Annotated in this window: 23 protein-coding genes; 18 read left to right on the forward strand and 5 right to left on the reverse strand. The window is 65.2% G+C overall.

Annotation, left to right across the window (positions count from 1 at the left end; translation table 11 throughout):
- Positions 1–319 (reverse strand): helix-turn-helix domain-containing protein (locus tag AC54T3_RS07360; RefSeq protein ID WP_496623633.1); only part of this gene is annotated, 319 nt, incomplete at its 3' end.
- 265 nt (positions 320–584) lie between these two features.
- Between AC54T3_RS07360 and AC54T3_RS07365 the strand changes: the two genes are divergently transcribed.
- From AC54T3_RS07365 to AC54T3_RS07375, 3 genes are read left to right on the forward strand one after another with little or no spacing between them, the layout of a single operon-like run.
- Positions 585–842, forward strand: coding sequence for a UPF0175 family protein (locus AC54T3_RS07365; protein WP_496623634.1), 258 nt, complete (start codon positions 585–587; stop codon positions 840–842).
- Positions 842–1,198, forward strand: a complete 357-nt coding sequence (locus tag AC54T3_RS07370) for a PIN domain-containing protein (RefSeq protein ID WP_496623636.1) — start codon at positions 842–844, stop codon at positions 1,196–1,198. Before AC54T3_RS07365 ends, AC54T3_RS07370 begins: the two co-directional genes overlap by 1 nt.
- On the forward strand, positions 1,195–1,329 hold the full coding sequence (locus AC54T3_RS07375; protein ID WP_496623637.1) for a DUF3368 domain-containing protein: 135 nt from the start codon (positions 1,195–1,197) through the stop codon (positions 1,327–1,329). The genes AC54T3_RS07370 and AC54T3_RS07375 overlap by 4 nt, the downstream gene beginning before the upstream one ends.
- Positions 1,330–1,391: 62 nt before the next feature.
- Here the strand turns inward: AC54T3_RS07375 and AC54T3_RS07380 are convergent, their stop codons facing one another.
- From AC54T3_RS07380 to AC54T3_RS07395, 4 genes are read right to left on the reverse strand one after another with little or no spacing between them, the layout of a single operon-like run.
- Complete coding sequence (locus AC54T3_RS07380) at positions 1,392–4,787, reverse strand: efflux RND transporter permease subunit (protein ID WP_496623639.1); 3,396 nt, start codon at positions 4,785–4,787, stop codon at positions 1,392–1,394.
- 7 nt (positions 4,788–4,794) lie between these two features.
- Entirely contained in the window at positions 4,795–5,910 is a 1,116-nt protein-coding gene (locus AC54T3_RS07385; RefSeq protein ID WP_496623640.1) for an efflux RND transporter periplasmic adaptor subunit, read from the reverse strand.
- A 34-nt stretch (positions 5,911–5,944) separates the two neighbouring features.
- The gene (locus AC54T3_RS07390; protein ID WP_496623642.1) at positions 5,945–6,211 is read right to left on the reverse strand and encodes a hypothetical protein; all 267 of its coding nucleotides are present in this window, start codon (positions 6,209–6,211) and stop codon (positions 5,945–5,947) included.
- Positions 6,212–6,258: 47 nt separating this feature from the next.
- Entirely contained in the window at positions 6,259–6,699 is a 441-nt protein-coding gene (locus AC54T3_RS07395) for an FKBP-type peptidyl-prolyl cis-trans isomerase (protein WP_496623643.1), read from the reverse strand.
- Positions 6,700–6,827: 128 nt separating this feature from the next.
- Between AC54T3_RS07395 and leuC the strand changes: the two genes are divergently transcribed.
- The 15 genes from leuC to AC54T3_RS07470 all read left to right on the forward strand — a co-directional run bounded on the left by leuC (position 6,828) and on the right by AC54T3_RS07470 (position 23,105).
- The gene (leuC, locus tag AC54T3_RS07400) at positions 6,828–8,246 is read left to right on the forward strand and encodes a 3-isopropylmalate dehydratase large subunit (RefSeq protein ID WP_496623644.1); all 1,419 of its coding nucleotides are present in this window, start codon (positions 6,828–6,830) and stop codon (positions 8,244–8,246) included.
- 3 nt (positions 8,247–8,249) lie between these two features.
- Positions 8,250–8,891: a 3-isopropylmalate dehydratase small subunit gene (leuD, locus tag AC54T3_RS07405; RefSeq protein ID WP_496623645.1), complete on the forward strand. Its 642-nt coding sequence runs from the start codon at positions 8,250–8,252 to the stop codon at positions 8,889–8,891.
- A gap of 28 nt (positions 8,892–8,919) precedes the next feature.
- Positions 8,920–10,008, forward strand: coding sequence for a 3-isopropylmalate dehydrogenase (gene leuB / locus AC54T3_RS07410; protein ID WP_496623646.1), 1,089 nt, complete (start codon positions 8,920–8,922; stop codon positions 10,006–10,008).
- 73 nt (positions 10,009–10,081) lie between these two features.
- Positions 10,082–11,197: an aspartate-semialdehyde dehydrogenase gene (gene asd, locus AC54T3_RS07415; protein ID WP_496623648.1), complete on the forward strand. Its 1,116-nt coding sequence runs from the start codon at positions 10,082–10,084 to the stop codon at positions 11,195–11,197.
- Between the two features lie 13 nt (positions 11,198–11,210).
- Complete coding sequence (locus tag AC54T3_RS07420) at positions 11,211–13,226, forward strand: type IV pilus assembly protein FimV (RefSeq protein ID WP_496623649.1); 2,016 nt, start codon at positions 11,211–11,213, stop codon at positions 13,224–13,226.
- Positions 13,223–14,104 (forward strand): tRNA pseudouridine(38-40) synthase TruA, encoded by an 882-nt coding sequence (gene truA, locus AC54T3_RS07425; RefSeq protein WP_496623650.1) that lies wholly within the window; start codon positions 13,223–13,225, stop codon positions 14,102–14,104. The genes AC54T3_RS07420 and truA overlap by 4 nt, the downstream gene beginning before the upstream one ends.
- Before the next feature lie 55 nt (positions 14,105–14,159).
- Positions 14,160–14,786, forward strand: coding sequence for a phosphoribosylanthranilate isomerase (locus tag AC54T3_RS07430; protein ID WP_496623652.1), 627 nt, complete (start codon positions 14,160–14,162; stop codon positions 14,784–14,786).
- Entirely contained in the window at positions 14,770–16,020 is a 1,251-nt protein-coding gene (trpB, locus tag AC54T3_RS07435) for a tryptophan synthase subunit beta (protein ID WP_496623654.1), read from the forward strand. Before AC54T3_RS07430 ends, trpB begins: the two co-directional genes overlap by 17 nt.
- A complete protein-coding gene (trpA, locus tag AC54T3_RS07440) occupies positions 16,017–16,850 on the forward strand; it encodes a tryptophan synthase subunit alpha (protein WP_496623655.1) in 834 nt (277 codons plus the stop codon). Before trpB ends, trpA begins: the two co-directional genes overlap by 4 nt.
- A 22-nt stretch (positions 16,851–16,872) precedes the next feature.
- The gene (accD, locus tag AC54T3_RS07445; protein WP_496623755.1) at positions 16,873–17,811 is read left to right on the forward strand and encodes an acetyl-CoA carboxylase, carboxyltransferase subunit beta; all 939 of its coding nucleotides are present in this window, start codon (positions 16,873–16,875) and stop codon (positions 17,809–17,811) included.
- A 47-nt stretch (positions 17,812–17,858) separates the two neighbouring features.
- Complete coding sequence (gene folC, locus AC54T3_RS07450; protein ID WP_496623657.1) at positions 17,859–19,151, forward strand: bifunctional tetrahydrofolate synthase/dihydrofolate synthase; 1,293 nt, start codon at positions 17,859–17,861, stop codon at positions 19,149–19,151.
- A gap of 41 nt (positions 19,152–19,192) precedes the next feature.
- On the forward strand, positions 19,193–19,861 hold the full coding sequence (locus tag AC54T3_RS07455; protein WP_496623659.1) for an SPOR domain-containing protein: 669 nt from the start codon (positions 19,193–19,195) through the stop codon (positions 19,859–19,861).
- Positions 19,862–19,873: 12 nt separating this feature from the next.
- Complete coding sequence (locus AC54T3_RS07460; protein WP_496623660.1) at positions 19,874–20,365, forward strand: CvpA family protein; 492 nt, start codon at positions 19,874–19,876, stop codon at positions 20,363–20,365.
- 8 nt (positions 20,366–20,373) lie between these two features.
- Positions 20,374–21,891, forward strand: a complete 1,518-nt coding sequence (gene purF, locus AC54T3_RS07465) for an amidophosphoribosyltransferase (protein WP_496623662.1) — start codon at positions 20,374–20,376, stop codon at positions 21,889–21,891.
- Positions 21,888–23,105: an O-succinylhomoserine sulfhydrylase gene (locus tag AC54T3_RS07470; protein WP_496623663.1), complete on the forward strand. Its 1,218-nt coding sequence runs from the start codon at positions 21,888–21,890 to the stop codon at positions 23,103–23,105. Before purF ends, AC54T3_RS07470 begins: the two co-directional genes overlap by 4 nt.
- The last annotated feature ends 32 nt before the right edge of the window (positions 23,106–23,137 follow it).

The raw sequence follows: 23,137 nt of genomic DNA on the forward strand, positions 1-23,137 counted from the left end.
AGGCACAAGTCCACAGGGGCGTGTCATAGCCAAAGGCTTCGGGGGTCGTCTCCAGCACCGTCTGCTTGAGCCACGCATCCATCTCGTCGGTCACCACCGGTTCAGCCCCAGGGGCTTTCTTGGTCTCGAGACCGGCGTAACCCTCGCTCTTGAACCGTTTGAGCCAGGCATACACACTGCTGCGACTGATGCCGAGCAGGTCACTGACATCCTCGGGACTGAAGCCGTTTTCCCGCACCGCATGCACCGCGATCGTGCGCACATAGCTCATGACTTCGTCGGGAATCAAACGGGCATCGTCTAACCAGGTAGGTTTCATGGTCGCCTCCATCGTTTTTACGGAATCAGGCTTCATACTGTTATGACAACCAGTGGCCTGCTTGATTCCAACCTGGACGGAATGAAAATGTCTTGGTATCAAGACGAATGGCTATAGGCGTACATGGCGTGGCTTGTCGAGTTGGCGTCCTTCTTCGCCGTCTACAAGAGATCGAGAAACTGCCCAAGCTTATCGCCGGCGGAAGCCTGGGAACCTTGTCAACCAAGGGGCGGTTGGAAGCGACCCTCAAACAAGAGTATGGCGAATGAACATCTCGTTTTCCATCAATGACGATATCCCGTTGGCAATCAACGAAAACGCCAGCGATTTTGCGCGTGATCTGCGGTTTTTCGCCGCGCTCGCCTGGTACCGAAAGAACAAACTATCCCTGGGAAAGGCCGAAGAACTCGCGGGTTGCGAAAAACTCGATTTCATCGCCCGAATGCAACTGGAGCAGGAACCGATCTTTGATTATGGCAAAGACGAATTGGCATCAATCTTCAGAGACGCGGCGAAGCTGTGATGAAGGTCGTGGTGAATACCACGCCGTTGATTTCGTTAGCCTGTGTGGGGCGGCTCGATCTATTTGAGCAGTTCTTTGGCGGCATCATCCTGGCCGAAGCAGTGTATCGGGAAATCAAGGCCAAACCGGGCTACGGCTACGCAGAGATCGACCAGCCCTGGATAGAGATTCGCCCCATCGCCGGCGAGTTATACCGCTCGTTCCTGCTGACTCAGCTCGATGCCGGAGAAGCCGAAACCATCATTCTGGCGCGGGAAATCGCGGCCGATGTGGTTGTCATCGACGAAAACCGCAGCTATCGGTTGGCCCATCAGGCGGGATTACCCGTCGCGCGCGCACTCTGTCGTTGTTGTTGAGCGCCAAGGACAAGGGGTATATCAAGGAGATCAAACCGATCCTGGAAGCAATGGTGACTCGTGGACGTTGGTACTCGGCCTCCGTCTGCCGAGCCCTGCTTGTTCAAGCGGGGGAAATCCACGCACAGTGACGGACCGTGGGTGGCCAGCGTACCAAGCGCTTAGTGACCGCGATCAGCGCATCGCGTGCTCCTCAACCCGTCGCAGTCCGAATCCACTCCACCCGCTTGCGCATCACCCCATAGTAGACCACCGGAATCACCACCAGCGTTAGCATGGTGGAGACGAACAGGCCGAACAGCAGTGACACCGCCAGGCCCGAGAAGATCGGGTCGCTGAGGATGAAGGAGACCCCGGCCATGGTCGCTAGCGCCGTAAGCACGATGGGCTTGGTGCGCACCACCGCCGAGCCGATCACCGCGCGCTCCAGCGGATCGCCGGCGCGTACCTGCTGATTGATGAAATCCACCAGCAGGATCGAGTTGCGCACGATGATGCCGGCGAGCGCGATCATGCCGATCATCGAGGTCGCCGTGAACTGGGCGCCGAGCAGCGCGTGGCCGGGCAGGATGCCGATGATGGTCAGCGGGATCGGCGCCATGATGATCAGCGGCACCACGTAGCTGCGGAACTGGAACACCACCAACAGATAGATCAGCACCAGGCCGAAGGCATAGGCAATGCCCATGTCGCGGAAGGTCTCGTAGGTGACCTGCCATTCGCCATCCCATTTGATGCTGGGCTCGTAGGGGTTCTCTGGTTGGCGGGTGTACCACTGCGCCAGATCCTCGTCGAGCTGGCCGGCGATGCCGAAGAGTCCGTACAGCGGGCTGTCGATGGCGCCGGCCATGTTGGCGGTGACATAGACCACCGGCAGCAGATCCTTGTGATAGATGCTGGACTCGCGCTGGCTGTCGACCACCGTGACGATCTCCGACAGCGGCACCAGTTGGCCGCCGCGCGAGCGCACCCGCAGCGCCAGCACCTGATCCAGATCGGCCTTGTCGGCCTCGGCGTATTCGACCCGGATCGGCACCGCGTACTTGACATTGGCCCCGTGTAGATAGGCCATGTCCTCGCCGCCGAGCACGCTGGCCAGGGCCTGGGCGACGCTGGCTTGGTCGACCCCGAGCTGCGCCGCTTTCGGGCGGTCGACCAGGAGCACGAACTTGCGCCCTGGATACTCCATCGAGTCATCGATATCGACGATGTCCTCGGCGCCGGCGAAGACTTCGCGCACCTGCTCGGCAAGGGCCATCTGCTCGGCGTAGTCGATGCCATAGATCTCGGCGACCAGCGGCGCGAACACCGGCGGTCCGGGCGGGATCTCGACGATCTTGGCATTGCCGCCATGGCGCTCGGCGATCGCCTGCAGCGGCTCGCGGAGTCGCAGTGCAATGCTGTGGCTCTTGTCCTCGCGCTGATCATCGGCGACCAGATTGACCTGGAGGTCGCCCTGATGCGCCTGATCGCGCAGATAGTACTGGCGCACCAGGCCGTTGAAGTTCATCGGCGAGGCGGTGCCGGCATAGGCCTGATAATCGGCGACCTCGGGCTGCGTCTCGAGGTAATGCCCCAGCTCCCCGAGCACGCGCGCGGTCTGCTCCAGGCTGCTGCCCTCGGGCATGTCGAGTACGACCTGCAACTCACTCTTGTTGTCGAACGGCAGCATCTTCAGGATCACCGCCTGACTCAGTGGCAGCAGCAGCGAGGCACCGATCATGAGCAGGATGCCAGCCAGCAGCAGCCAACGGTTGATCAGGCCGCGTCGCCCTTCTAGGAACGGCGTGATGACCCGATCGAACAGCCATTGCAGCCGTGGGTTGGCCTCGTCCTCGTCCTTTGCGGCGTTCTGACGCGCTGGCGCCGACTCGCCGCCCGCCGCGTCTTGCGGATCTTGCCGGGCGTGCTGGGCTTGTCCGGCGACGGCCGCATCATGGCGCCGGCCGAGCACCTGATAGGCGAGCCAGGGCGTGAGCACGAAGGCGACGGCCTGAGAGATCACCATCCCCATCGAGGCATTGATCGGGATCGGGCTCATGTAGGGCCCCATCAGTCCGGAGACGAAGGCCATCGGTAGCAGGGCGGCGATGACCGTGAAGGTGGCGAGGATGGTCGGGCCTCCGACCTCGTCCACCGCGCCCGGCATCAGATCGAGCATCTTGCGTCGCCCGATGGCCATGTGACGAATGATGTTCTCGACCACGACGATGGCGTCATCGACCAGGATGCCGATCGAGAAGATCAGCGCGAACAAGGACACCCGGTTGAGGGTGAAGCCATAGGCCCAGGAGGCGAACAGGGTCAGCATCAGGGTGACGATGACCGCGCCGCCGACCACCAGCCCGGCGCGCCAGCCCATCGCCAACGCCACCAAGACGATGACGGTGATGGTGGCGGACGCCAATTCCGTGATCAGCTTGCGCGCCTTGGCGTCGGCGGTCTTGCCGTCGTTGCGGGTGATGCTGACCTCGACGCCCTCGGGGATGAAGACGCCGGCGAGCTGATCGAAGCGCGCGATGATCTGCTCGGCGACGGCGACCGCATTGGTGCCTTCCTGCTTGGCCACGGCGATGGTGACCGCTGGGGTAGTGCCGTCCAGCGAGGTGGGGGCGGCGCCACTGAGGCTGTCGCTGCCGCTGGCACTGGAACCGGAACTGGCACCGGGGCCAGCACCCATCCAGACATAGGCCCGGGGCACCTCGGGGCCGCGCTCGATGCGGGCCACCTCGCGCAGATAGACCGGGCGGCCGCCGTGCATGCCGACCACCAGCTCGGCGATATCGTCGACGCTGGAGAGCATGGTCCCGGCCTGGACCTGGATCTCGCGGTTATCGGCGACAATGGCGATGTCGTCACGGCTGCTGTTGCCGGCCTGCAAGGCGCGACTCAGGTCACTCAGATCGATGCCGTGCGAGGCCAAAGCTTGCGGATCAAGGATGACGCGCATCACCTGTTGCGGCGCGCCCACCGTGTAGACATCGCGGGTACCGGGCACCCGTTTCAGCTCCTGCTCGATGGCGTGGGCGACCTGGCCTAGCTCATAGGCCCCGAGCTGCTGATCCGCCGACCAGAGGGTGGCGGTGAGGATCGGCACGTTGTCGATGCCCTTGGGTTTGATCAATGGCTGACCGACACCGAGGCCTTCGGCCAGCCAATCGGCGTTGGAATTGACCTTACTCCACAGCCGCACGATGGCCTCGGTGCGGTCCTCGCCGACCTCGAACTGGACCGAGATCAGCGCCATTCCAGGTCGTGATACCGAGTACACATGCTTGACACCCTGGATCTCGGACAATACCTGCTCGGCTGGGCCGGCGACGAGGTGTTCGACCTCGCTCGCCGAGGCACCGGGGAAGGGGATGAAGACGTCGGCGAAGGTGACGTTGATCTGCGGCTCTTCCTCGCGCGGCGTCATGATGATCGCGAACAGCCCGAGTAGGAGGCCGACCAGCGCCAGCAGCGGCGTGATCTTGGCATCCTGAAAGCGCTGGGCGATGCGCCCGGAGATGCCAAGCGTCGTCCTCTGGCCCGATGGCGCTGTGGCTCCGGCGGCCTCAGCGGTTCCAGCGCTGTTTTCGGTTGTCATCGGCGACTCAGCCATCCTGGCGATCCTGGCGGTTCGCATCCGCTTGGCGTTTGAGCGCGACGCCGGCGGCAATCGGGTCGAGCGCGACCTGCTCGCCCGGGCTCAGGCCGGAGAGGACGACGATCTCGCCATCGAGGCTCGAGCCGATTCGGATCTTGCGCAGGCGGATGCGGCCGTCGTCGCTGACCACATAGGCTCCTGTGACCTCGGAGCGATAGACCACCGCAGCGCTGGGGATGGTGAGTTCCTCCTTATCACCCGTGACGATGGCGGTCTTGACGAACATCCCGGGGAAGAGCCCCTCGGTGTTCGTCTCGAGATCAGCGCGTACCTTAAAGGTGTTCGAGCCGAGATCGGCGAACGGGAAGACGGTGATGCGGCTCGGCTCGGTGACCTCGCCATTGGGCAGATAGATCTTGATCTCGCCGCGCTCGCGCACCGCCGGGATTGCGCTCTGCGGCACATCGATGATCACCCGCAGCTCTTCCAGCGAGATGCCGCTCATGACCGGGCTACCTGGGCTGGCGACCTCGCCGCGCTCGACATGACGGCGAATGACGATACCGGAGTAGGGCGCCCGAATCTGCGTGTACTCGAGCTGCTCCTGCGCCTGCTCCAGGTTGGCCTGTGCCGATTCGAGGCGGGCTGTGGCACTCTCGAGATCGGCTGCGGCCTGATCCATCGCCGATTCGGAGACGTTCTTCTGCTGATAGAGCCCTTCGATGCGCGCATGCTCATCGCGCGCTTGCGCGAGCTGCGCCGACGCCGACTTGAGATCCGCCGCAGCCTGGGCAAGCCGCGCGCGATGCTCGGTATCGCGCAGGCGCACGATCACATCGCCCTTCTCGACGAAGTCATCGACATCGTAGCAGATCTCCTCGACCTGGCCACTGGTTTGGGCCGAGACCGTGGTACGATTGATCGCCTCGACGACACCATCGAGGCGGTACTCCTTGGGCACGACGCGATAGTGGGCCTCGGCGGTGGCGATGGTGGTACTGGCAGGATCTTGGCTCGGATCGGCATCGCTTGGATCAGCATCGGTCGCGTTGCTGATCGCGGCATGAGAGAACAGCAGCAGGGCGAGGATCGCTAGCCGCCGGAGTCTTGGGTTCGATGGCATCGATGGATACTCCATAAATTAGCATTTCCTTATATTAAGCCAGAAGCTCGTCCGGTGTCGTCGCGCGATTGCTCTCGAGCATGCGTTGGAAACGCTTTGGGTCTTGTTTCAGGATGTCGACGTATTCATCCAAGAGCGTGGCCCAGTGAGCACCGCCGTGCTCCTGAAACTTGGCCAGTGCGACCAACAGGAGCTTCGCTGCCGCGCGCAGCTCGCGTTGGTCTCCCTCGCCGTAGTGCTGCACAAGTTCGGCGTAGAGGGCTTCGACCCGCTCGACGGGGGGCTGGGGGTCTTTGGACATGGGCTGTTGGCCTAGCGTGCTGCTGGGTTTTAGGCGCCCAGTATAGTTCAGAAGACTTCAATCACTTGCGCGTGGATGCGCAAGCCACGCCGAGCGAGAGGATGATTAAAGTCGATCTCGACCTCGGTCTCGTCGACACTGAGAATAGTGCCGGCGGTCTCCTGTCCACCCGGGGCTTGGAATGGGATGACTTGGCCCGGCTCGGGCGTGAATCCCTGCGGTAGATCGCTGCGCGGGACCCGGTGTACGAGCGCCCTGTCATGCGCGCCAAAGAGGGCGACGCCATCGGCTAGCATCTGCTCATCGGCACCGGGCTCGAGATCGACCAATAGGCCTTCAAGCCCGGGTGCGAGCGTGCCATCGCCAATCCGCAAGCGCATCGGCTCGTCGCCGAAGCTAGAGAGTACCTCGGTGCCATCGTCGAGATAGACTGCGATATGAAGGCAGACCTGCCTGCCCGGGCCGATCTTGGCGGAGTGAGTACTCAAGAATGAATGCCTCGCGTTTGCCTGCCCTTGAAGGGTGATGGTGTTCAGTATACTTGAACGCGCGCATTGAGCCTTTGGCGCCAGCGGTTTATGCTGCACGGCTTATTTTCTGATCGGAGCAACGCCCGATGGCGGCTCAAAGCGCCCCACCAAGAACACTTTTCGATAAAATTTGGGACGATCACATCGTGCGCACGGACGAGCACGGCACTGTGCTGCTGTACATCGACCGGCAGCTGGTGCATGAGGTGACCTCGCCGCAGGCCTTCGAGGGACTGCGCCTGACCGGCCGCAAGCCGCGCCGTCCAGAGGCCAACCTGGCGGTGCCGGATCACAATGTCCCGACCAGCGATCGCCACCTCGGCATCGTCGATCCGATCTCGCGCCTGCAGGTCGAGACGCTGGAGGCGAACTGCCATGAGTTCGGCATTCAGCTCTTCGCCATGGGTGATCCGCGCCAGGGCGTCGTGCATGTGATCGGTCCCGAGCAGGGCTTCACCCAGCCTGGCATGACCCTGGTCTGCGGCGACAGCCATACCTCGACCCATGGCGCCTTCGGTGCGCTCGCGTTTGGCGTCGGCACCTCCGAGGTCGAGCATGTGCTGGCGACGCAGTGTCTGCTGCAGCGCAAGCCGAAGAGCATGCTGGTCCGCGTCGAGGGTGCGCTCGGCCAGGGCATCACCGCCAAGGACATGGTGCTGGCGATCATCGGTGAGATCGGCACCGCCGGCGGCACCGGCCATGTGATCGAGTACGCCGGCGAGGCGATCCAGGCGCTGAGCATGGAAGGCCGGATGACGGTCTGCAACATGGCGATCGAGGCCGGTGCGCGCGCTGGGCTGATCGGCATCGACGAGAAAACCATCGACTACCTGCGCGATCGCCCGCAGTCGCCAACGGGCGAGGCCTTCGAGCAAGCGGCGGCCTATTGGCGCTCGCTGAACAGCGATCCTGGCGCCGAGTACGACCGCGTGGTGCGCATCGATGCCGCCAGTATTCGCCCGCAAGTGACCTGGGGCACCTCGCCAGAGATGGTGGTGGCGGTGGACGCCGAGGTGCCGGACCCGGATGCGGTGGCCGATCCGGTCAAGGCCGGCAGCTACCGCCATGCGCTGACCTACATGGGGCTGATGCCGCGCACGCCGATCGCCGAGATCGGCATCGACAAGGTCTTCATCGGCTCCTGCACCAACGGTCGCATCGAGGATCTGCGCGCGGCGGCCGAGGTGGCCAAGGGGCGCCATGTCGCCGATTCGGTCAAGCTGGCGATGGTGGTGCCGGGTTCCGGCCTGGTGAAGCAGCAGGCCGAGGCCGAGGGGCTCGACCGGATCTTCATCGACGCCGGCTTCGAGTGGCGCGATCCGGGCTGCTCGATGTGTCTGGCGATGAACGCCGATCGGCTCGAGCCCGGCGAGCGTTGCGCCGCGACTAGTAATCGCAATTTCGAGGGGCGCCAGGGACAGGGCGGACGCACCCATCTGGTGAGTCCAGCAATGGCCGCTGCGGCCGCTGTCGCTGGGCGTTTTGTCGATGTGCGGGAGTTTTAACCGATGCAACCCTTCGAGACCTTTCGCGGTGTGGTGATGCCGCTCGATCGCGCCAATGTCGACACCGATGCGATCATCCCCAAGCAGTTCCTGAAGTCGATCCAGCGCACGGGTTTTGGCCCGAACCTGTTCGATGAATGGCGGTATCTGGACCACGGCGAGCCGGGTCAGGATTGCGCGGGCCGACCGCTGAACCCGGACTTCGTGCTCAATGATCCGCGCTATGCCAAGGCCGAGATCCTGCTCACGCGGCATAACTTCGGCTGCGGTTCCTCGCGCGAGCATGCGCCCTGGGCGCTGGGCGGCTATGGCTTTCGGGTGCTGATCGCGCCGAGCTTCGCCGATATCTTCCGCCAGAACTCGATCAAGAATGGCCTGCTTCCGATCGTGCTCGACGAGCAGACCGTCGATGCGCTGTTCGCGCTCGCGGGTGGCGATGTGCCGCTGGAGATCGAGGTCGATCTGCAGTCTCAGCGGCTGAAGCCGAGCGCTGGCGACCCGGTCGCCTTCGAGATCGATGCCTTCCACCGGCATTGCCTGCTCAATGGGCTCGATGACATCGGGCTGACGCTGGAGCGTGCCGACGAGATCGCAGCCTACGAGCAGCGTCGCCAGCAGCAGGCGCCCTGGCTGTTCGCATCCTAAGCCGCCCTTTGCTCCAACGGAGACACGCTTGACCAAGAAGATTCTGATCCTGCCCGGCGATGGCATCGGCCCCGAGATCGTCGCCGAGGCTGTGAAACTGCTCGACTGCCTGCGCAGCGACTTTGGCCTCGCCATCGAGACCGAGACCGCCCTAGTCGGCGGTGCCGCCTATGACGACTGCGGCTCACCGCTGCCGGCATCAACCCTCGATCTGGCCAAGGCCGCCGATGCGGTGCTGCTAGGGGCCGTCGGCGGCCCGAAATGGGAGCCGCTCGAGATCGCGCTGCGCCCGGAGAAGGGGCTGCTCGGCCTGCGCTCGGGACTCGGCCTATTTGCCAACCTGCGCCCGGCGATCCTCTATCCGCAGCTCGCCTCGGCCTCGACCCTGAAGCCGGAGGTGGTCGCCGGGCTCGACATCATGATCGTGCGCGAGCTGACCGGCGGTATCTACTTTGGCCAGCCACGCGGTATCGAGACGCTGGAGAACGGCGAGCGACGTGGCATCAATACCTTGGTCTACACCGAATCCGAGATCGAGCGTATCTGCCGCGTCGCCTTCGATACCGCGATGCAGCGCGATCGGCGCCTCTGCTCGGTGGACAAGGCCAATGTGCTCGAGTGCACCGAACTCTGGCGTGAAGTCGCGATCCGCGTCGGTCGTGACTACCCGGAGGTCGCACTCAGCCACATGTATGTCGACAACGCGGCGATGCAGCTAGTGCGCGCGCCCAAGCAGTTCGACGTGATGGTGACCACCAACATGTTCGGCGACATCCTCTCCGATGCGGCGGCGATGCTGACCGGCTCGATCGGCATGCTGCCCTCGGCCTCGCTGAATGCCGAGAATCAGGGCATGTACGAGCCGATCCATGGCTCGGCGCCCGATATCGCCGGCCAGGGCGTCGCCAATCCGCTCGCGACCATCCTGTCGGTAGCGATGATGTTGCGCTACTCGCTCGCGGCGCCGGAGCATGCGGAGCGCATCGAGCAGGCCGTCGCCAAGGTGCTGGATCGTGGGCTGCGCACGGGCGATATTGCATCGCCTGGCACAACGACGGTCGGCACGGTCGCGATGGGCGATGCGGTGCTCGAGGCGATCCGCACCTCGGCTGGCTAATTTCAACAGCAAGCGGTACATCGTCTCTGAAGTTCAGCTGTTTCTGAACGGTCCCAACAAAGGTGAGATCTAGATGAATCGGGTCGGTTTCGTCGGCTGGCGTGGCATGGTGGGCTCGGTCCTGATGGATCGGATGCGCGAGGAGCATGACTTCGCGTCGATCCCCGAGGCGCGCTTCTTCTCGACCTCGCAACAGGGCGAGCCGGGGCCGGATGTTGGTCAGGGCAGCCATGCGTTGCTCGATGCCCATGATCTCGACGCCTTGGCCGGGATGGACGCCATCGTCACCTGCCAGGGCGGCGACTACACCGAGCAGGTGTTCGAGCCGCTGCGCGCACGCGGTTGGCAGGGCTATTGGATCGATGCCGCCTCGACGCTGCGGTTGCGGGAAGACAGCACCATCGTGCTCGATCCGGTGAACCTGGAGTTGATCCAGCAGGCGTTGGCCGCCGGCAAGCGCGATTTCATCGGCGGTAACTGCACGGTCAGCCTGATGCTGATGGCGGTCGGCGAGCTGCTGCGGCGCGATCTGGTCGACTGGGTCAGTGCCATGACCTATCAGGCCGCCTCTGGTGCTGGCGCGCGCAACATGCGCGAGCTGCTCTCACAGATGGGCGCCTTGCAGGCCAGCGTCAGCGAGCTGCTAGCCGATCCGCGCAGCTCGATCCTCGACATTGATCGCGCCGTGACCGAGGCGATGCGCGCCGAGGCCTTCCCAACCGAGCAGTTCGGGGCGCCGCTCGCCGGTAGTCTGATTCCCTGGATCGACAAGCCGATGGACAACGGCCAGTCGAAGGAGGAATGGAAGGCCGGGGTCGAGACCAACAAGATCCTGGGCCGCGCAAAGAACGCGATCCCGATCGACGGCACCTGCGTGCGCATCGGCGCGATGCGCTGCCACAGCCAAGGGCTGACGATCAAGCTCAAGCGCGCGATCCCGATCGACGAGATCACCGCCATGCTCGCCGAGGCCAACGACTGGGTGCGGGTGATCCCGAACGCACGTGAGCAGACCGTCGCCGAGCTGTCGCCAGCGGCGGTCACCGGCACCCTGAGCATTCCGGTCGGCCGACTGCGTCCGATGGCGCAGGGGCCAGATTTCCTCAACGCCTTTACCGTTGGCGATCAATTGCTGTGGGGCGCGGCCGAGCCGCTGCGCCGGATGCTTCGACTCCTGCTCGAGCGTTAATGGTGGCACGCGCGTGGAGCTGCCGATCGTCAAGCGAGAGCGATGCCGATCGCAGTACGCCGCAGTTTTCACGCAGGCACTGAGTGCGCTGGCGCGCCTTCGACTGTTGATCTCGGCGAGGTTTGGGCGCGGCGGCACGGTGCGTGGTCAGGAGCCGAGTCGTGGTCAGCCATCAAGCCGAGCCCAGGCTCTGGGCGGGCCGCTCGCCATCGCCCTGCTGCTTCCTGCTCCGCAGGCTGCCGCGCTGGGTTTTGGCGAGCTGCGCACGCAGTCGGCGTTGAATCAGTCCTTCTACGGTGAGATCGATCTGCTCGACGTTGACGAGTCGGACCTTGACCGGGTCGAGGCGCGCCTTGCCAGCCCTTCGGCCTTCAAGGAGGTTGGGCTCGAACGGCCAGCATTCCTGACCGAGATGCGCTTCACGCCGATGATCGGTCCAGGTGGTGGGCCGATGATCCAAGTCATCAGCCACGAGCCGATTCGCGAGCCCTATCTGGCCCTATTGCTCGAGTTCCTCTGGCCGGATGGGCGATTGGTGAAGGAGTATGCCGTGCTGCTCGATCCGCCAGCGGTCGACGGGCAGGGACAAGCCGAGGAGGGTGTTGAGGAGAGCGCCGCGCGCTCGATGGTTGTCGTTAAGCGCGATGTCGTTGAGCACGATTTTCCATTGCGCTATGGGCCTGTGCCCTCTGGGGTTGGGCTCACCGAGGTTGGAAGGCGCCTGGCGATGCCTGGCGTCACCTTGGAACAGATCGCGCTCGCGTTATATCGCAGCAGCCCGGGTGCCTTCGTCGGCGGCAACATCAATCGTCTGCGGCAGGGAGCCGAGCTGATCATCCCAACCCGCGCCGAACTCCTCGCGCTCGACCCCGAAGCCGCGCGTGAGCAGTATTGGGCCGCCACCGCTGGTGCGCGGATCGCGCAGGCGCCGCTGACCGATGTGGATGCGCGTTTGACCGGTGCCAGCCAGGAGACGACTGGACACACGGGCGCTCGGGATGCGCGTACCGAACAACCGCAGATTGCAGCAGAGGGGGCAGCGCCGACTCCAAAGTCCGTGTCGGTCTTGCCCTCGCCCTCGCCCTCGTCCGTGGCGGCGCTCGAGGCCGAGCTTTTGCTGATGCGCGAGCAGAACGAGGCCAGTCGTCAAGCGGCGATGGAGCTGCGGACGCGGGTACAGGAGCTGGAAGCACAGTTGAGCGATATCCGTCGATTGCTCGACCTGCGCCATGCGCAACGGCTGGAGCCCAAGGCCCCCGAGCCTGTAGCCCAGTCCAAGTGGCAGTCTGCCAATGCCGCCGCCGACACTGGCCCGCAACCAACTGAGCAAGCGTCCGATGTTGATCCGCTGCGGATGCTCGCGGCCTGGCGCAATACCATGCCTGGCTGGGAATTGATCCTGCTCGCTGTCGCGCTGTTCTTGGCGTTGCTCGGTCTTGTCCTGCGTCGACGGCGCGCGCAGGAGCAGTCCGCTGTTGTGCTCGATCCCTCGGTCACGCCAGAGGGGCTGGACGCGGCTGGACAGACAGAACGGCAAGCGCTGCGGCTCGATTCGGATTGGTCCGTTGCCGGTGCAGGCTCAGCGACGCCAGCCGTTGCTCGTGGCGCACCGAACGATCTCGATAGCCTGGCCGAGGCGGATGTCTATCTCACCTATGGACGCCATCGCGATGCCGAACGGGTGCTGCGGGAGGCGGTCGCCACTACCGGCAGCAGGCCGGAGCTGCGCTACAAACTCGCCGAGACCTACTTGGCGGCGGGTGATGAAGCGGCCCTGGCAGCGCTCGTTGAACAGATGCGCGCGGCGGGCGATCCAACCTTCGACGCCGAGCGTTGGGCTCGGGTTGTCTCGGCCCTCGAGGCTGATGATGCGGCTCTCTCCCTCGAACTCGATCCGCTTGAGCCAATGACCGAGGCCGACGACGCGCTCATTGCGATGCCCGTCGTCGAAGTGGACGCGCTGGCGATTGAAGACGTACCCGAGGCACGTTGGTCCTTGGGCAAGAAGAAGGGCGAGCGCGGACGATGAGCCTCACCGATGCGCCCGAGGGCCTCGCGCTGCGGCGCATTGCGCTGGGTGTCGAATACCTCGGCACCCCGTACTGTGGCTGGCAGTACCAGCATCACGCGCTCAGTGTGCAACAGGTGCTGGAGGAGGCGCTGTCGCGGGTCGCTGATCAGCCGGTGCGGGTGCATTGTGCCGGCCGCACCGACGCCGGGGTGCACGCGACCGAGCAGGTCGTGCATTTCGAGACAACGGTCGTGCGTCCCGAGCGTGCTTGGACCTTGGGCGTGAACGCGCACCTGCCCGATGACGTCGCGGTGCGCTGGGCGCGACCGGTTGCGTCAGGCTTTCACGCGCGCTTCTCGGCCGTGGCGCGGCACTATCGCTACCTGATCCTACGCCGGCCGGCGCGCTCGGCGCTCTGGCATCGGCGCGCATTCTGGACCCATCGGGCGCTCTCGGTGGCGCCGATGCGCGAGGCGGCGGCGGCGCTGATCGGACGCCACGACTTCACCAGCTTCCGCGCCTTGGCCTGTCAGGCGAAGAGCCCGGTGCGGACCCTGCGGTATCTCGACCTGAGCGAGCGCGGCGATCTGCTTGTGCTCAACGTGGGCGCCGACGGCTTCCTGCATCATATGGTCAGAAATCTGGTCGGGGTGCTGCTTGCGATCGGTCGCGGGGATCGGCCGGTCGACTGGGCCGCCGAGCTGCTGGCGCTGCGGGATCGTGCGCAAGGTGGGGTCACGGCGCCGGCGCATGGGCTCTATCTGGTGCGGGTCGATTATCCAGCGGCCTTCGGGCTGCCGTTCGCTGCCGATGATGCGGGAACCGCTGCGCTGGTGGGCGATGGGCTGGCCTCCCATGATCGGGGGCCAGACGAAAACCCGCCGGCTATGCTCTAATGCGCGGTTTGCGATGTAGACGGCGCGATCGATGCAACAGTCGATGCACAGGTCGATGCGAACACGGGTCAAGTTCTGTGGTCTCACCCGGCTCGACGATGTCGAGGCGGCGGTGGCACTTGGGGTCGATGCGATCGGGCTGGTTTTCCACCCGGCGAGCCCGCGCGCGATCGAGATTGAGCAAGCGGCGCGGCTGGTGGACGCGCTGCCGGCATTCGTCAGCGCGGTCGGGCTGTTCGTCGATGCCAAGGCCGAGCGGGTGCGCGCCGTACTCGAACGGGTTCCGCTCGATGTCCTGCAGTTCCACGGCGCCGAGCCGCCCGCGTATTGCCACGGCTTCGGCCGGCCTTGGATCAAAGCGATCGCGGTCCGCGCCGGGGTTGATCTCGAGGCCGAGGCGCGGCGCTATGCCGGCGCGCGCTCGCTGCTGCTCGATACCTATGATCCCGCGCTCGCCGGTGGCACCGGACGCTGCTTCGATTGGGGGCTGGTGTCAGCGCGGCAGGCGCGGCTCGGCATCCTCGCCGGTGGGCTTACGGCCGCCAACGTGGCCGATGCGATTCGCCAACTGCGCCCCCATGCGGTCGATGTGAGCGGCGGGATCGAGCAGGCGAAGGGGCTCAAGGACCCTGACAAAATGACTGATTTCATGAAAGGTGTACGTGATGGCGACCAGAGCTGATGATCTCGCACAGGGCGTGCCGCCCGCGCTGACGGCGGCGTCCTATCAGTGGCCCGATGCCTGCGGCCACTTCGGTCCCTATGGCGGGATGTTCGTGCCCGAGACACTGATGCATCCGCTCACCGAGCTGCGTCAGGCCTACGAGCGCTACCTGGCCGATCCGGATTTCCTACGCGAACTCGATGCCGACCTGCGCCACTACGTCGGTCGTCCGTCGCCGGTCTACCATGCTGAGCGCTGGAGCCGCGAGCTGGGTGGTGCGCAACTCTTCCTCAAGCGCGAAGACCTCAATCACACCGGCGCGCATAAGGTCAACAACACCATCGGCCAGGCGCTGCTGGCGCGGCGTATGGGCAAGACCCGCATCATCGCCGAGACCGGTGCTGGCCAGCATGGCGTCGCCAGCGCCACCGTCGCGGCTCGGCTCGGGCTCGAGTGCGTGGTCTACATGGGCGAGGTCGATGTCGCGCGCCAAGAGGCCAATGTCTACCGCATGCGCCTGCTTGGCGCCGAGGTGGTCGCGGTCAAGTCCGGCACCCGCACGCTGAAGGACGCGCTGAACGAGGCGATGCGCGACTGGGTCACCAATGTCGACAACACCTTCTACATCATCGGCACCGTCGCCGGCCCGCATCCCTATCCGGCCATGGTGCGCGATTTCCAAGCGGTGATCGGCCGCGAGGCGCGTGGGCAGATGGTCGAGCAGACCGGGCGGCTGCCCGACGTGGTCATGGCCTGTGTCGGCGGTGGCTCGAATGCCATCGGGCTCTTCTATCCGTTCATCGGCGATACCGAGGTGGCGATGATCGGCGTCGAGGCCGCAGGCGATGGGCTCGACACCGGTCGCCATGCCGCGCCGCTCTGCGCTGGCGAGCCCGGAGTGCTGCACGGTAACCGCACCTATCTGATGGAGGACGCCAACGGCCAAATCCGCGAGACCCACTCGATCTCGGCCGGGCTCGATTATCCGGGCGTCGGCCCCGAGCATGCCTGGCTCAAGGACAGCGGCCGTGCGACCTATGTTGCGGTGACCGATGACGAGGCGCTGGCCGCCTTCCACGGGCTGACCCGCACCGAGGGCATCATCCCGGCGCTCGAGAGCAGCCATGCGCTGGCGCAGGCGGCCAAGCTGGCGCCGACCCTACGCAAGGATCAAAGCATCCTGATCAATCTCTCGGGGCGCGGTGACAAGGATATGCAAACCGTCGCGCGCATGGACGGGCTGCAGCTATGAGCCGTATTCAGACTCGATTCGAGCGTCTGCGCGATCAGGGCCGCACCGCGCTGATCCCCTTCATCACCGCCGGCGATCCCTCGCCCGAGCTGACCTTGGAGCTGATGCATCGAATGGTGACCGCCGGCGCCGATCTGATCGAACTCGGCGTGCCGTTCTCGGACCCGATCGCCGATGGACCGGTGATCCAGCGCGCGACCGAGCGCGCCTTGGCGCAAGGTGTTTCGCTGCGCGATGTGCTTGGCATCGTTCGCCGCTTTCGCGAGACCGACACCGAGACGCCGGTGGTCTTGATGGGCTATCTGAATCCGATCGAGGTGATGGGCAACGTGGCCTTCGCGCAAGCCGCGCGCGAGGCGGGCATGGACGGCGCGCTGATCGTCGATGTGCCGCCGGAAGAGAGCCATGATCTGGTCGATGCGATCAAGGTGCGGGGGCTGGACCTGGTCTACCTGCTGGCGCCAACATCGGATGCCGCACGTATCGAGGCGATCGCCGAGGTCGCCTCCGGCTTCGTCTACTATGTCTCGGTCAAGGGCGTGACCGGTGCGAGCACGCTGGATATCAATGAGGTCAGCGCCAAGCTCGACGCGATCCGCGCGCGAATCGCGCTGCCGGTCGGGGTCGGCTTCGGCATCCGCGACGCCGCGACCGCAGCCCAGGTGGCGCGGGTGGCCGACGCGGTGATCGTCGGCAGCGCCCTCGTCGGTCGGATCGAGACGCTGGCGGAGCAGGGCCAAGCCGAGCGCATTCCCACGGTGATTGGCGATTTCCTCGGCGAGCTGAGGGCCGCGATCGACGAGACCGACAACGGAGGCCGGCATGGCTGAGAAGACTGCTCGCGGTGAGGCAATGAGCTGGTTCGAGAAACTGATCCCGAGTCGAATCCGCACCGAGGCGATCAGCAAGCGCGCGGTCCCGGAAGGGCTCTGGGATAAGTGTCCGGGCTGCAACGCGGTGCTCTATCGCGCCGAGCTGGAGCGCAACCTCGAGGTCTGCCCGAAATGCGGGCATCACAATCGGGTGTTCGCGCGCAAGCGGCTCGAGCAGTTCCTGGACCCGGAATCGACCGAGGAGATCGGTGCCGAGCTGGACTCCACCGATCCACTCAAGTTCAAGGACATGAAGAAGTACAAGGATCGGCTCAGCCAGGCGCAGAAGCAGACCGGCGAGAAGGAGGCGCTGATCGCCATGCGTGGCCGGCTCAAGGGCATGGCCTGCGTGGCCACCGCGTTCGAGTTCCGCTTCATGGGCGGGTCCATGGGCTCGGTGGTCGGCGAGCGCTTCGTGCGCGGGGTCGATGCCGCGCTCGAGCTGGAGGCGCCCCTGGTGTGCTTCTCCGCAAGCGGCGGTGCGCGCATGCAGGAGTCGTTGTTCTCGCTGTTTCAGATGGCCAAGACCAGCGCCGCGCTCGGGCGCCTGCGCGAGGCGCGGCTGCCGTTCATCTCGGTGATGACCGATCCCACCATGGGCGGTGTCTCGGCGAGCCTAGCGACGCTCGGTGACATCAATATTGCCGAGCCGGGCGCGCTGATCGGCTTCGCCGGTCCGCGCGTGATCGAACAGACGGTGCGCGAGACCCTGCCCGATGGTTTCCAGCGCAGTGAATTCCTGCTCGATCATGGGGCGCTGGATCAGATCTGCGATCGCCGCGAGTTGCGTGATCGGATCAGCGACCTGGTCGCGATGCTGATGCGCCGCTCGGTGATTGACAACGCCCCGGCGGCGGACAGCCCTGGCTCGACCGAGCTGGCCGTGGTCGAGGCACGCGCCATGCCGGACCCGCTCTGAGCGCGCCTATCCTGGCCGATGCCGGCACGCCGGTCGATCCAGCGACCATGCGCTTCCAAACCCTAGCGGACTGGCTTGCTTGGCAGGAGACACTGCATCCGAGCCGGATCGATCTGCGGCTCGAACGGGTGAGCGCGGTCTGGGCGCGGCTGCATCCGGCGCTGACGCCGGGCGCACTGCCGTGTCCGGCCATCACCGTCGGCGGCACCAACGGCAAGGGCTCCTGCGTGGCGTATCTCGAGGCCTGGTATCGGGCTGCGGGGTATCGCTGTGGCGCCTACACCTCGCCGCATCTGTTGCAGTACAACGAACGCGTGCGCATCGACGGCGAGATGGCGAGCGATGCGGCATTATGCGCGGCCTTCACGCGCATCGACCAAGCGCGGGGAGACGCGCTACTAACCTATTTTGAGTTCGGCACCCTCGCGGCGCTGGATCTCTTCGTGCGGGCCGAGGTCGAGATTGCCCTGCTTGAGGTCGGGCTCGGCGGTCGTCTGGATGCGGTGAATATGATCGACGCGGATGTCGCGCTGGTCGCCAGTATCGGCCACGACCATGCGGTCTGGCTCGGTGAGACCCTGGATCAGATCGCCTTTGAGAAGGCCGGTATCTTCCGCCCGGGGCGGGCGGCCGTGATTGGCCAGCGCGATGCACCCGCGCGGCTGCGCGAGCGCGCTGAGGAGATCGGCGCGCTGCCGCTGCAGCTTGGGCAGGAGCTGGATTGGAACGCTGGCGAAGCGGGCCAATGGACCTGGCGCGGGCCGCATGGCAAAGAGCATCGGCCGCTGCCCGCGCCCGCGTTGCGCGGGCGCTGCCAGCACGACAATGCCGCCGCCGCGCTCTGCGCCTTGGAGCAGTTGAGCGATCGGCTTCCGGTCAACGTGGCGGCGATCCGCCAAGGCTTATTGCGGGTCAGGCTCGGCGGGCGTTTCACGGTGTTGCCCGGGCAGCCGACCTGGGTGCTCGATGTGGCGCATAATGATCAGGCGGCGCTGGCGTTGGCCGAGAACCTTGCGAACTATCCCTGTCGCGGGCGCCGGTTGGCGGTGCTTTCCCTACTCGCCGATAAGGACCCGCGCGCGGTCATTGCACCGCTTGCCGGGCTGATCGCGCGTTGGCACCTGGGGCCGGCGGCGAGCGAGCGCGCCATGTCGCTGGAGCGCATCGAGGCGGCCTTGACCGAGGGCGCGCCGGCGGCGACCTGGCGATCGCATGCGAATCTGGAGCAGGCGCTCGCCGCCGCTGCGGCCGAGGCCGAGCCACAGGATCTGATCCTGGTGTTCGGCTCCTTCGTCACCGTCGAGGCGGCACTGCGCAGTTCGGGCCTGGCTCCTGTATAATTTCGACTGTTTTATGAATTGCACCCTGGGGCATCATGCAGATGGATGAAGCGGCCAAGAGACGGCTGGTTGGCGCGGCAGTGCTGGTCGCGTTGGCGGTGATCTTTGTGCCGATGCTGGTCGAGCGCGACGACACCGGTCTCGGTGAGCCGATCCTGATCCCGGAGGCGCCCGAGGATGAGGCCTGGCGCGAAGATGACCCTCGCGCCTTCGGGCCGCCGGCGGACGACCGGCTTGCCGAGCCCGAAGACTTGCCGATGCCGCTACCGACGCCGGAGCCGCCCCCTTCGGGGCCGGGCGCCGAGGCGCCTCAGGCCTGGACCTCGATGCCGCCACCACCCGAGCTGGCCGAGTCGCCAGCAGCGCCGGCGCGGACCGAACAGCGCGCGGATGCATCCGCCTCGGCGGCAGCGGGGAGCAGCCGAGACCGCTCGACACCGGCCCCGGCCGGCCCCAAGCCAGTGCCGGCCGGTGCCCGCGCATGGGTCGTCCAGGTCGCGAGCCTTGGCTCGTCGGAGGCCGCGCGCACCCTGCAAGACGAGCTGCGCGGCAAGGGTTATCCGGCCTTTGTCGAGCAGGCCGAGGTGGGGGGACGTCGCTATTATCGGGTCCGGGTCGGCCCGGAGGTCGAACGCGCGCGGGCTGATCGTCTCGCCGAGCAGCTCTCGGCCGACACCGGTGGTCAGCCATTAGTGCAACGGTATCCTTGAGCGGTGAGCCCTATGATCTGGGTCGATTACGTCATCATCGCCATCATCGCGCTCTCGGCGCTGATCGGATTGGCGCGAGGGCTGGTTCGGGAGGTGATCTCGCTCTTGGTGTGGGGTGCCGCCCTAGTCGTGGCCTGGATGTTCTACGAGCCGGTTGCGCTCGAGCTGGCGCCTTGGATCTCAACGCCCTCGGTGCGCATCGGGGTGGCGGTCCTGATCCTGGTGCTCGGCGTGCTCATCGCCGGCGCTATCCTTGGTTATGTGCTGGCGACCTTGGTCGATAAGACCGGGCTCGGCGGGACCGATCGGCTCATGGGGATGCTCTTCGGTGCCGCGCGCGGTGGTGTGTTGGTCGCCTTGGTGGTCTTCATGGCCTCATTGACGCCGCTCACCGAAGACCACTGGTGGAATCAATCGCAACTGCTCGATCAATTCAAGGTCCTGGCCGATTGGATGCTGGAACAGGTACCGCCCGATGTCTACGAGCGCATCAAGGCGCTGTGAGGTAGTCCATGTGTGGAATCGTTGGCATCGTCGGCAAATCGCCGATCAATCAGATCCTCTATGACGCGCTGCTGGTGCTGCAACATCGCGGCCAAGACGCCGCTGGCATCGTCACCAGCGATAGCAAGAAGCTGCACATGCGCAAGGACACGGGTCTGGCGCGGGATGTTTTCCGCACCCGGCACATGCTGCGCCTGCGCGGCAATATGGGCATCGGCCATGTCCGCTATCCGACCGCTGGCGGCTCTTGCTCCTCCGAGGCGCAGCCGTTCTACGTCAACTCGCCCTATGGGATCGTGCTGGCCCATAACGGCAACCTGACCAACGCCGAGGAACTCAAGCGCGACGTCTTCGTCGACGACCTGCGGCATATCAATACCGAATCCGATTCCGAGATCCTGCTCAACGTCTTCGCGCACGAGCTGCAGTTGCAGAACAAGTTGCGCATCGACGAGCAGGACATCTTCCGCGCCGTCGAGGGTGTGCATCGGCGCTGTCGTGGCGGCTACGCGGCGGTGGCGATGATTCCTGGCTTCGGCGTCTTTGGCTTCCGCGACCCGCACGGCATCCGTCCGGTGGTCTATGGCAAGCGCGTCACCAGGGCCGGCGAGGAATACATCATTGCCTCCGAGAGCGTGGCGCTGGATACCATCGGCTTCGAGCTGATCGGCGATGTGGCCCCCGGCGAGTGCGTCTTCATCGACATCGAAGGCCATCTGCACACCAAGCAATGCGCGCCTCAGCCGGTGCTCTCGCCCTGTATCTTCGAGTTCGTCTACTTCGCGCGGCCCGATTCGATCATCGACAACATCTCGGTGCACAAGGCGCGCTCGCGCATGGGCAAGAAGCTGGCGGCGAAGATCAAACGGATCTGGCCGGGGCATGACATCGATGTCGTGATCCCGGTGCCGGATACCAGCCGCACCGCTGCGTTGCAGCTGGCCAATCATCTTGGCGTGCCCTATGCCGAGGGCTTCATCAAGAACCGCTATATCGGCCGCACCTTCATCATGCCCGGCCAGCAGGTGCGCAGGAAATCGGTGCGCCAGAAGCTGAACGCGATCGATCTCGAGTTCCGTAAGAAGAACGTGCTCTTGGTCGATGACTCCATCGTTCGTGGCACCACCTCGCAGCAGATCATCCAGATGGCGCGTGATGCCGGCGCGCGGCGGGTCTACTTCGCCTCGGCCGCACCGCCGGTGCGCTATCCGAATGTGTACGGGATCGATATGCCGTCGGCGAGCGAGCTGGTCGCGCACGCGCGCAGCGAGGCCGAGATCGAGAAAGCGCTTGGCGCGGATCGGCTCTTCTTCCAGGATCTAGACGATCTGATCGACGCCGTGCAGAAGCGCGGCAAGAGCCTGGTCGACCGTTTTGATACCTCGGTTTTCGATGGCGTCTATGTGACCGGTGATGTGACCCCGGACTATCTCGAAGAGCTGGAGCGATCGCGCAGCGATGGCGCCAAGCAAGAGCGCCGCTCGGGTCAGGATGAGACCGTGATCGAACTCTATAACACGGCATGAAGCTCGCGACGCGCGCGATCCGCACCGGCCATCAGCGTACCAGCGAGGGCGAGCACTGCGAGCCGATCTTTGCTACCTCGAGCTTCGTCTTCGCGAGCGCGGCCGAGGCCGCCGCTCGATTCTCCGGCGAGCAGCCGGGGAATATCTATTCGCGCTTCACCAATCCAACCGTGCGCGCCTTCGAGCAGCGGCTCGCCGCGCTCGAGGGTGGTGAGGCCTGTGTCGCGACGGCCTCCGGGATGGCGGCGATCCTGGCGACCTGCATGGGCTTACTGCAGGCCGGCGATCGCATTCTCGCGGCCCGTAGCCTGTTCGGCAGCACGACCATGCTGTTCGACAAATACCTCACGCGCTTTGGTATCGCCACCGACTACGTGCCGCTCAGTGACCTTGACGCCTGGGCCGCCGCGATTCGGCCCGAGACCAAGCTGCTGTTCGCCGAGACGCCCTCGAACCCGCTCACCGAGATGGTCGCGATCCGCCCACTGAGCGAGATTGCCCACGCCCACAGCTGCCTGCTTGCGATCGATAATTGCTTCTGCACGCCGGTGCTGCAACGCCCGCTCGAGCAAGGCGCCGACCTGGTGATCCATTCGGCGACCAAGTACCTGGACGGGCAGGGCCGCTGCGTCGGCGGCGCGGTGGTTGGCGATGCCAAGCGTGTCGGCGAGGACGTGTTCGGCGTGGTGCGGACCGCCGGCCCCTCGCTCAGCCCGTTCAATGCCTGGCTGTTCTTGAAAGGCCTGGAGACCTTGCACCTGCGCATGTACGCCCATGCGGCGAGTGCGCTGACACTGGCGCGCTGGCTGGAGGCGCATCCAGCGGTGGCGCGCGTCTATTATCCGGGGCTGGCGGATCATCCACAGCATCACCTGATCGCGGCCGGCCCCAACCCAGGTCCGGACGCACAACAGCAGACCGGCGGCGGGATCATCGCCTTCGAGGTCACGGCACCGCAGCCGAGCTGGGCGCGCAAAGCGGCTTGGTCGGTGATCGACGCCACGCAGTTGCTCTCGATCACCGCCAATCTGGGCGATACCAAGACCACCATCACCCATCCAGCGACCACGACCCACGGACGCCTGAGCCCCGAGGCGCGGGCCGAGGTCGGGATCGGCGAGGGACTGATCCGCCTCGCCGTCGGGCTCGAGGATGTAGCCGACATCCAGGGCGATCTCGCGCGCGGTTTGGATGCCCTCGGAGACTGGCGTTGAGCCTGACGATGCGCAGGACTGGGCCTTACCAT

This window comes from Halochromatium sp. NSM3 (assembly GCF_059621085.1).

Excerpts from the sequence above, each read along its gene's own strand:
- AC54T3_RS07365 (WP_496623634.1), top strand. The coding sequence starts at position 585 with ATGAACATCTCGTTTTCCATCAATGACGATATCCCGTTGGCAATCAAC.
- AC54T3_RS07370 (WP_496623636.1), top strand. The coding sequence starts at position 842 with ATGAAGGTCGTGGTGAATACCACGCCGTTGATTTCGTTAGCCTGTGTG.
- AC54T3_RS07380 (WP_496623639.1), bottom strand. The coding sequence starts at position 4,787 with ATGACAACCGAAAACAGCGCTGGAACCGCTGAGGCCGCCGGAGCCACA.
- AC54T3_RS07385 (WP_496623640.1), bottom strand. The coding sequence starts at position 5,910 with ATGCCATCGAACCCAAGACTCCGGCGGCTAGCGATCCTCGCCCTGCTG.
- AC54T3_RS07390 (WP_496623642.1), bottom strand. The coding sequence starts at position 6,211 with ATGTCCAAAGACCCCCAGCCCCCCGTCGAGCGGGTCGAAGCCCTCTAC.
- leuC (WP_496623644.1), top strand. The coding sequence starts at position 6,828 with ATGGCGGCTCAAAGCGCCCCACCAAGAACACTTTTCGATAAAATTTGG.
- leuD (WP_496623645.1), top strand. The coding sequence starts at position 8,250 with ATGCAACCCTTCGAGACCTTTCGCGGTGTGGTGATGCCGCTCGATCGC.
- asd (WP_496623648.1), top strand. The coding sequence starts at position 10,082 with ATGAATCGGGTCGGTTTCGTCGGCTGGCGTGGCATGGTGGGCTCGGTC.
- truA (WP_496623650.1), top strand. The coding sequence starts at position 13,223 with ATGAGCCTCACCGATGCGCCCGAGGGCCTCGCGCTGCGGCGCATTGCG.
- AC54T3_RS07430 (WP_496623652.1), top strand. The coding sequence starts at position 14,160 with ATGCGAACACGGGTCAAGTTCTGTGGTCTCACCCGGCTCGACGATGTC.
- trpB (WP_496623654.1), top strand. The coding sequence starts at position 14,770 with ATGGCGACCAGAGCTGATGATCTCGCACAGGGCGTGCCGCCCGCGCTG.
- trpA (WP_496623655.1), top strand. The coding sequence starts at position 16,017 with ATGAGCCGTATTCAGACTCGATTCGAGCGTCTGCGCGATCAGGGCCGC.
- accD (WP_496623755.1), top strand. The coding sequence starts at position 16,873 with ATGAGCTGGTTCGAGAAACTGATCCCGAGTCGAATCCGCACCGAGGCG.
- folC (WP_496623657.1), top strand. The coding sequence starts at position 17,859 with ATGCGCTTCCAAACCCTAGCGGACTGGCTTGCTTGGCAGGAGACACTG.
- AC54T3_RS07455 (WP_496623659.1), top strand. The coding sequence starts at position 19,193 with ATGGATGAAGCGGCCAAGAGACGGCTGGTTGGCGCGGCAGTGCTGGTC.
- AC54T3_RS07460 (WP_496623660.1), top strand. The coding sequence starts at position 19,874 with ATGATCTGGGTCGATTACGTCATCATCGCCATCATCGCGCTCTCGGCG.
- purF (WP_496623662.1), top strand. The coding sequence starts at position 20,374 with ATGTGTGGAATCGTTGGCATCGTCGGCAAATCGCCGATCAATCAGATC.
- AC54T3_RS07470 (WP_496623663.1), top strand. The coding sequence starts at position 21,888 with ATGAAGCTCGCGACGCGCGCGATCCGCACCGGCCATCAGCGTACCAGC.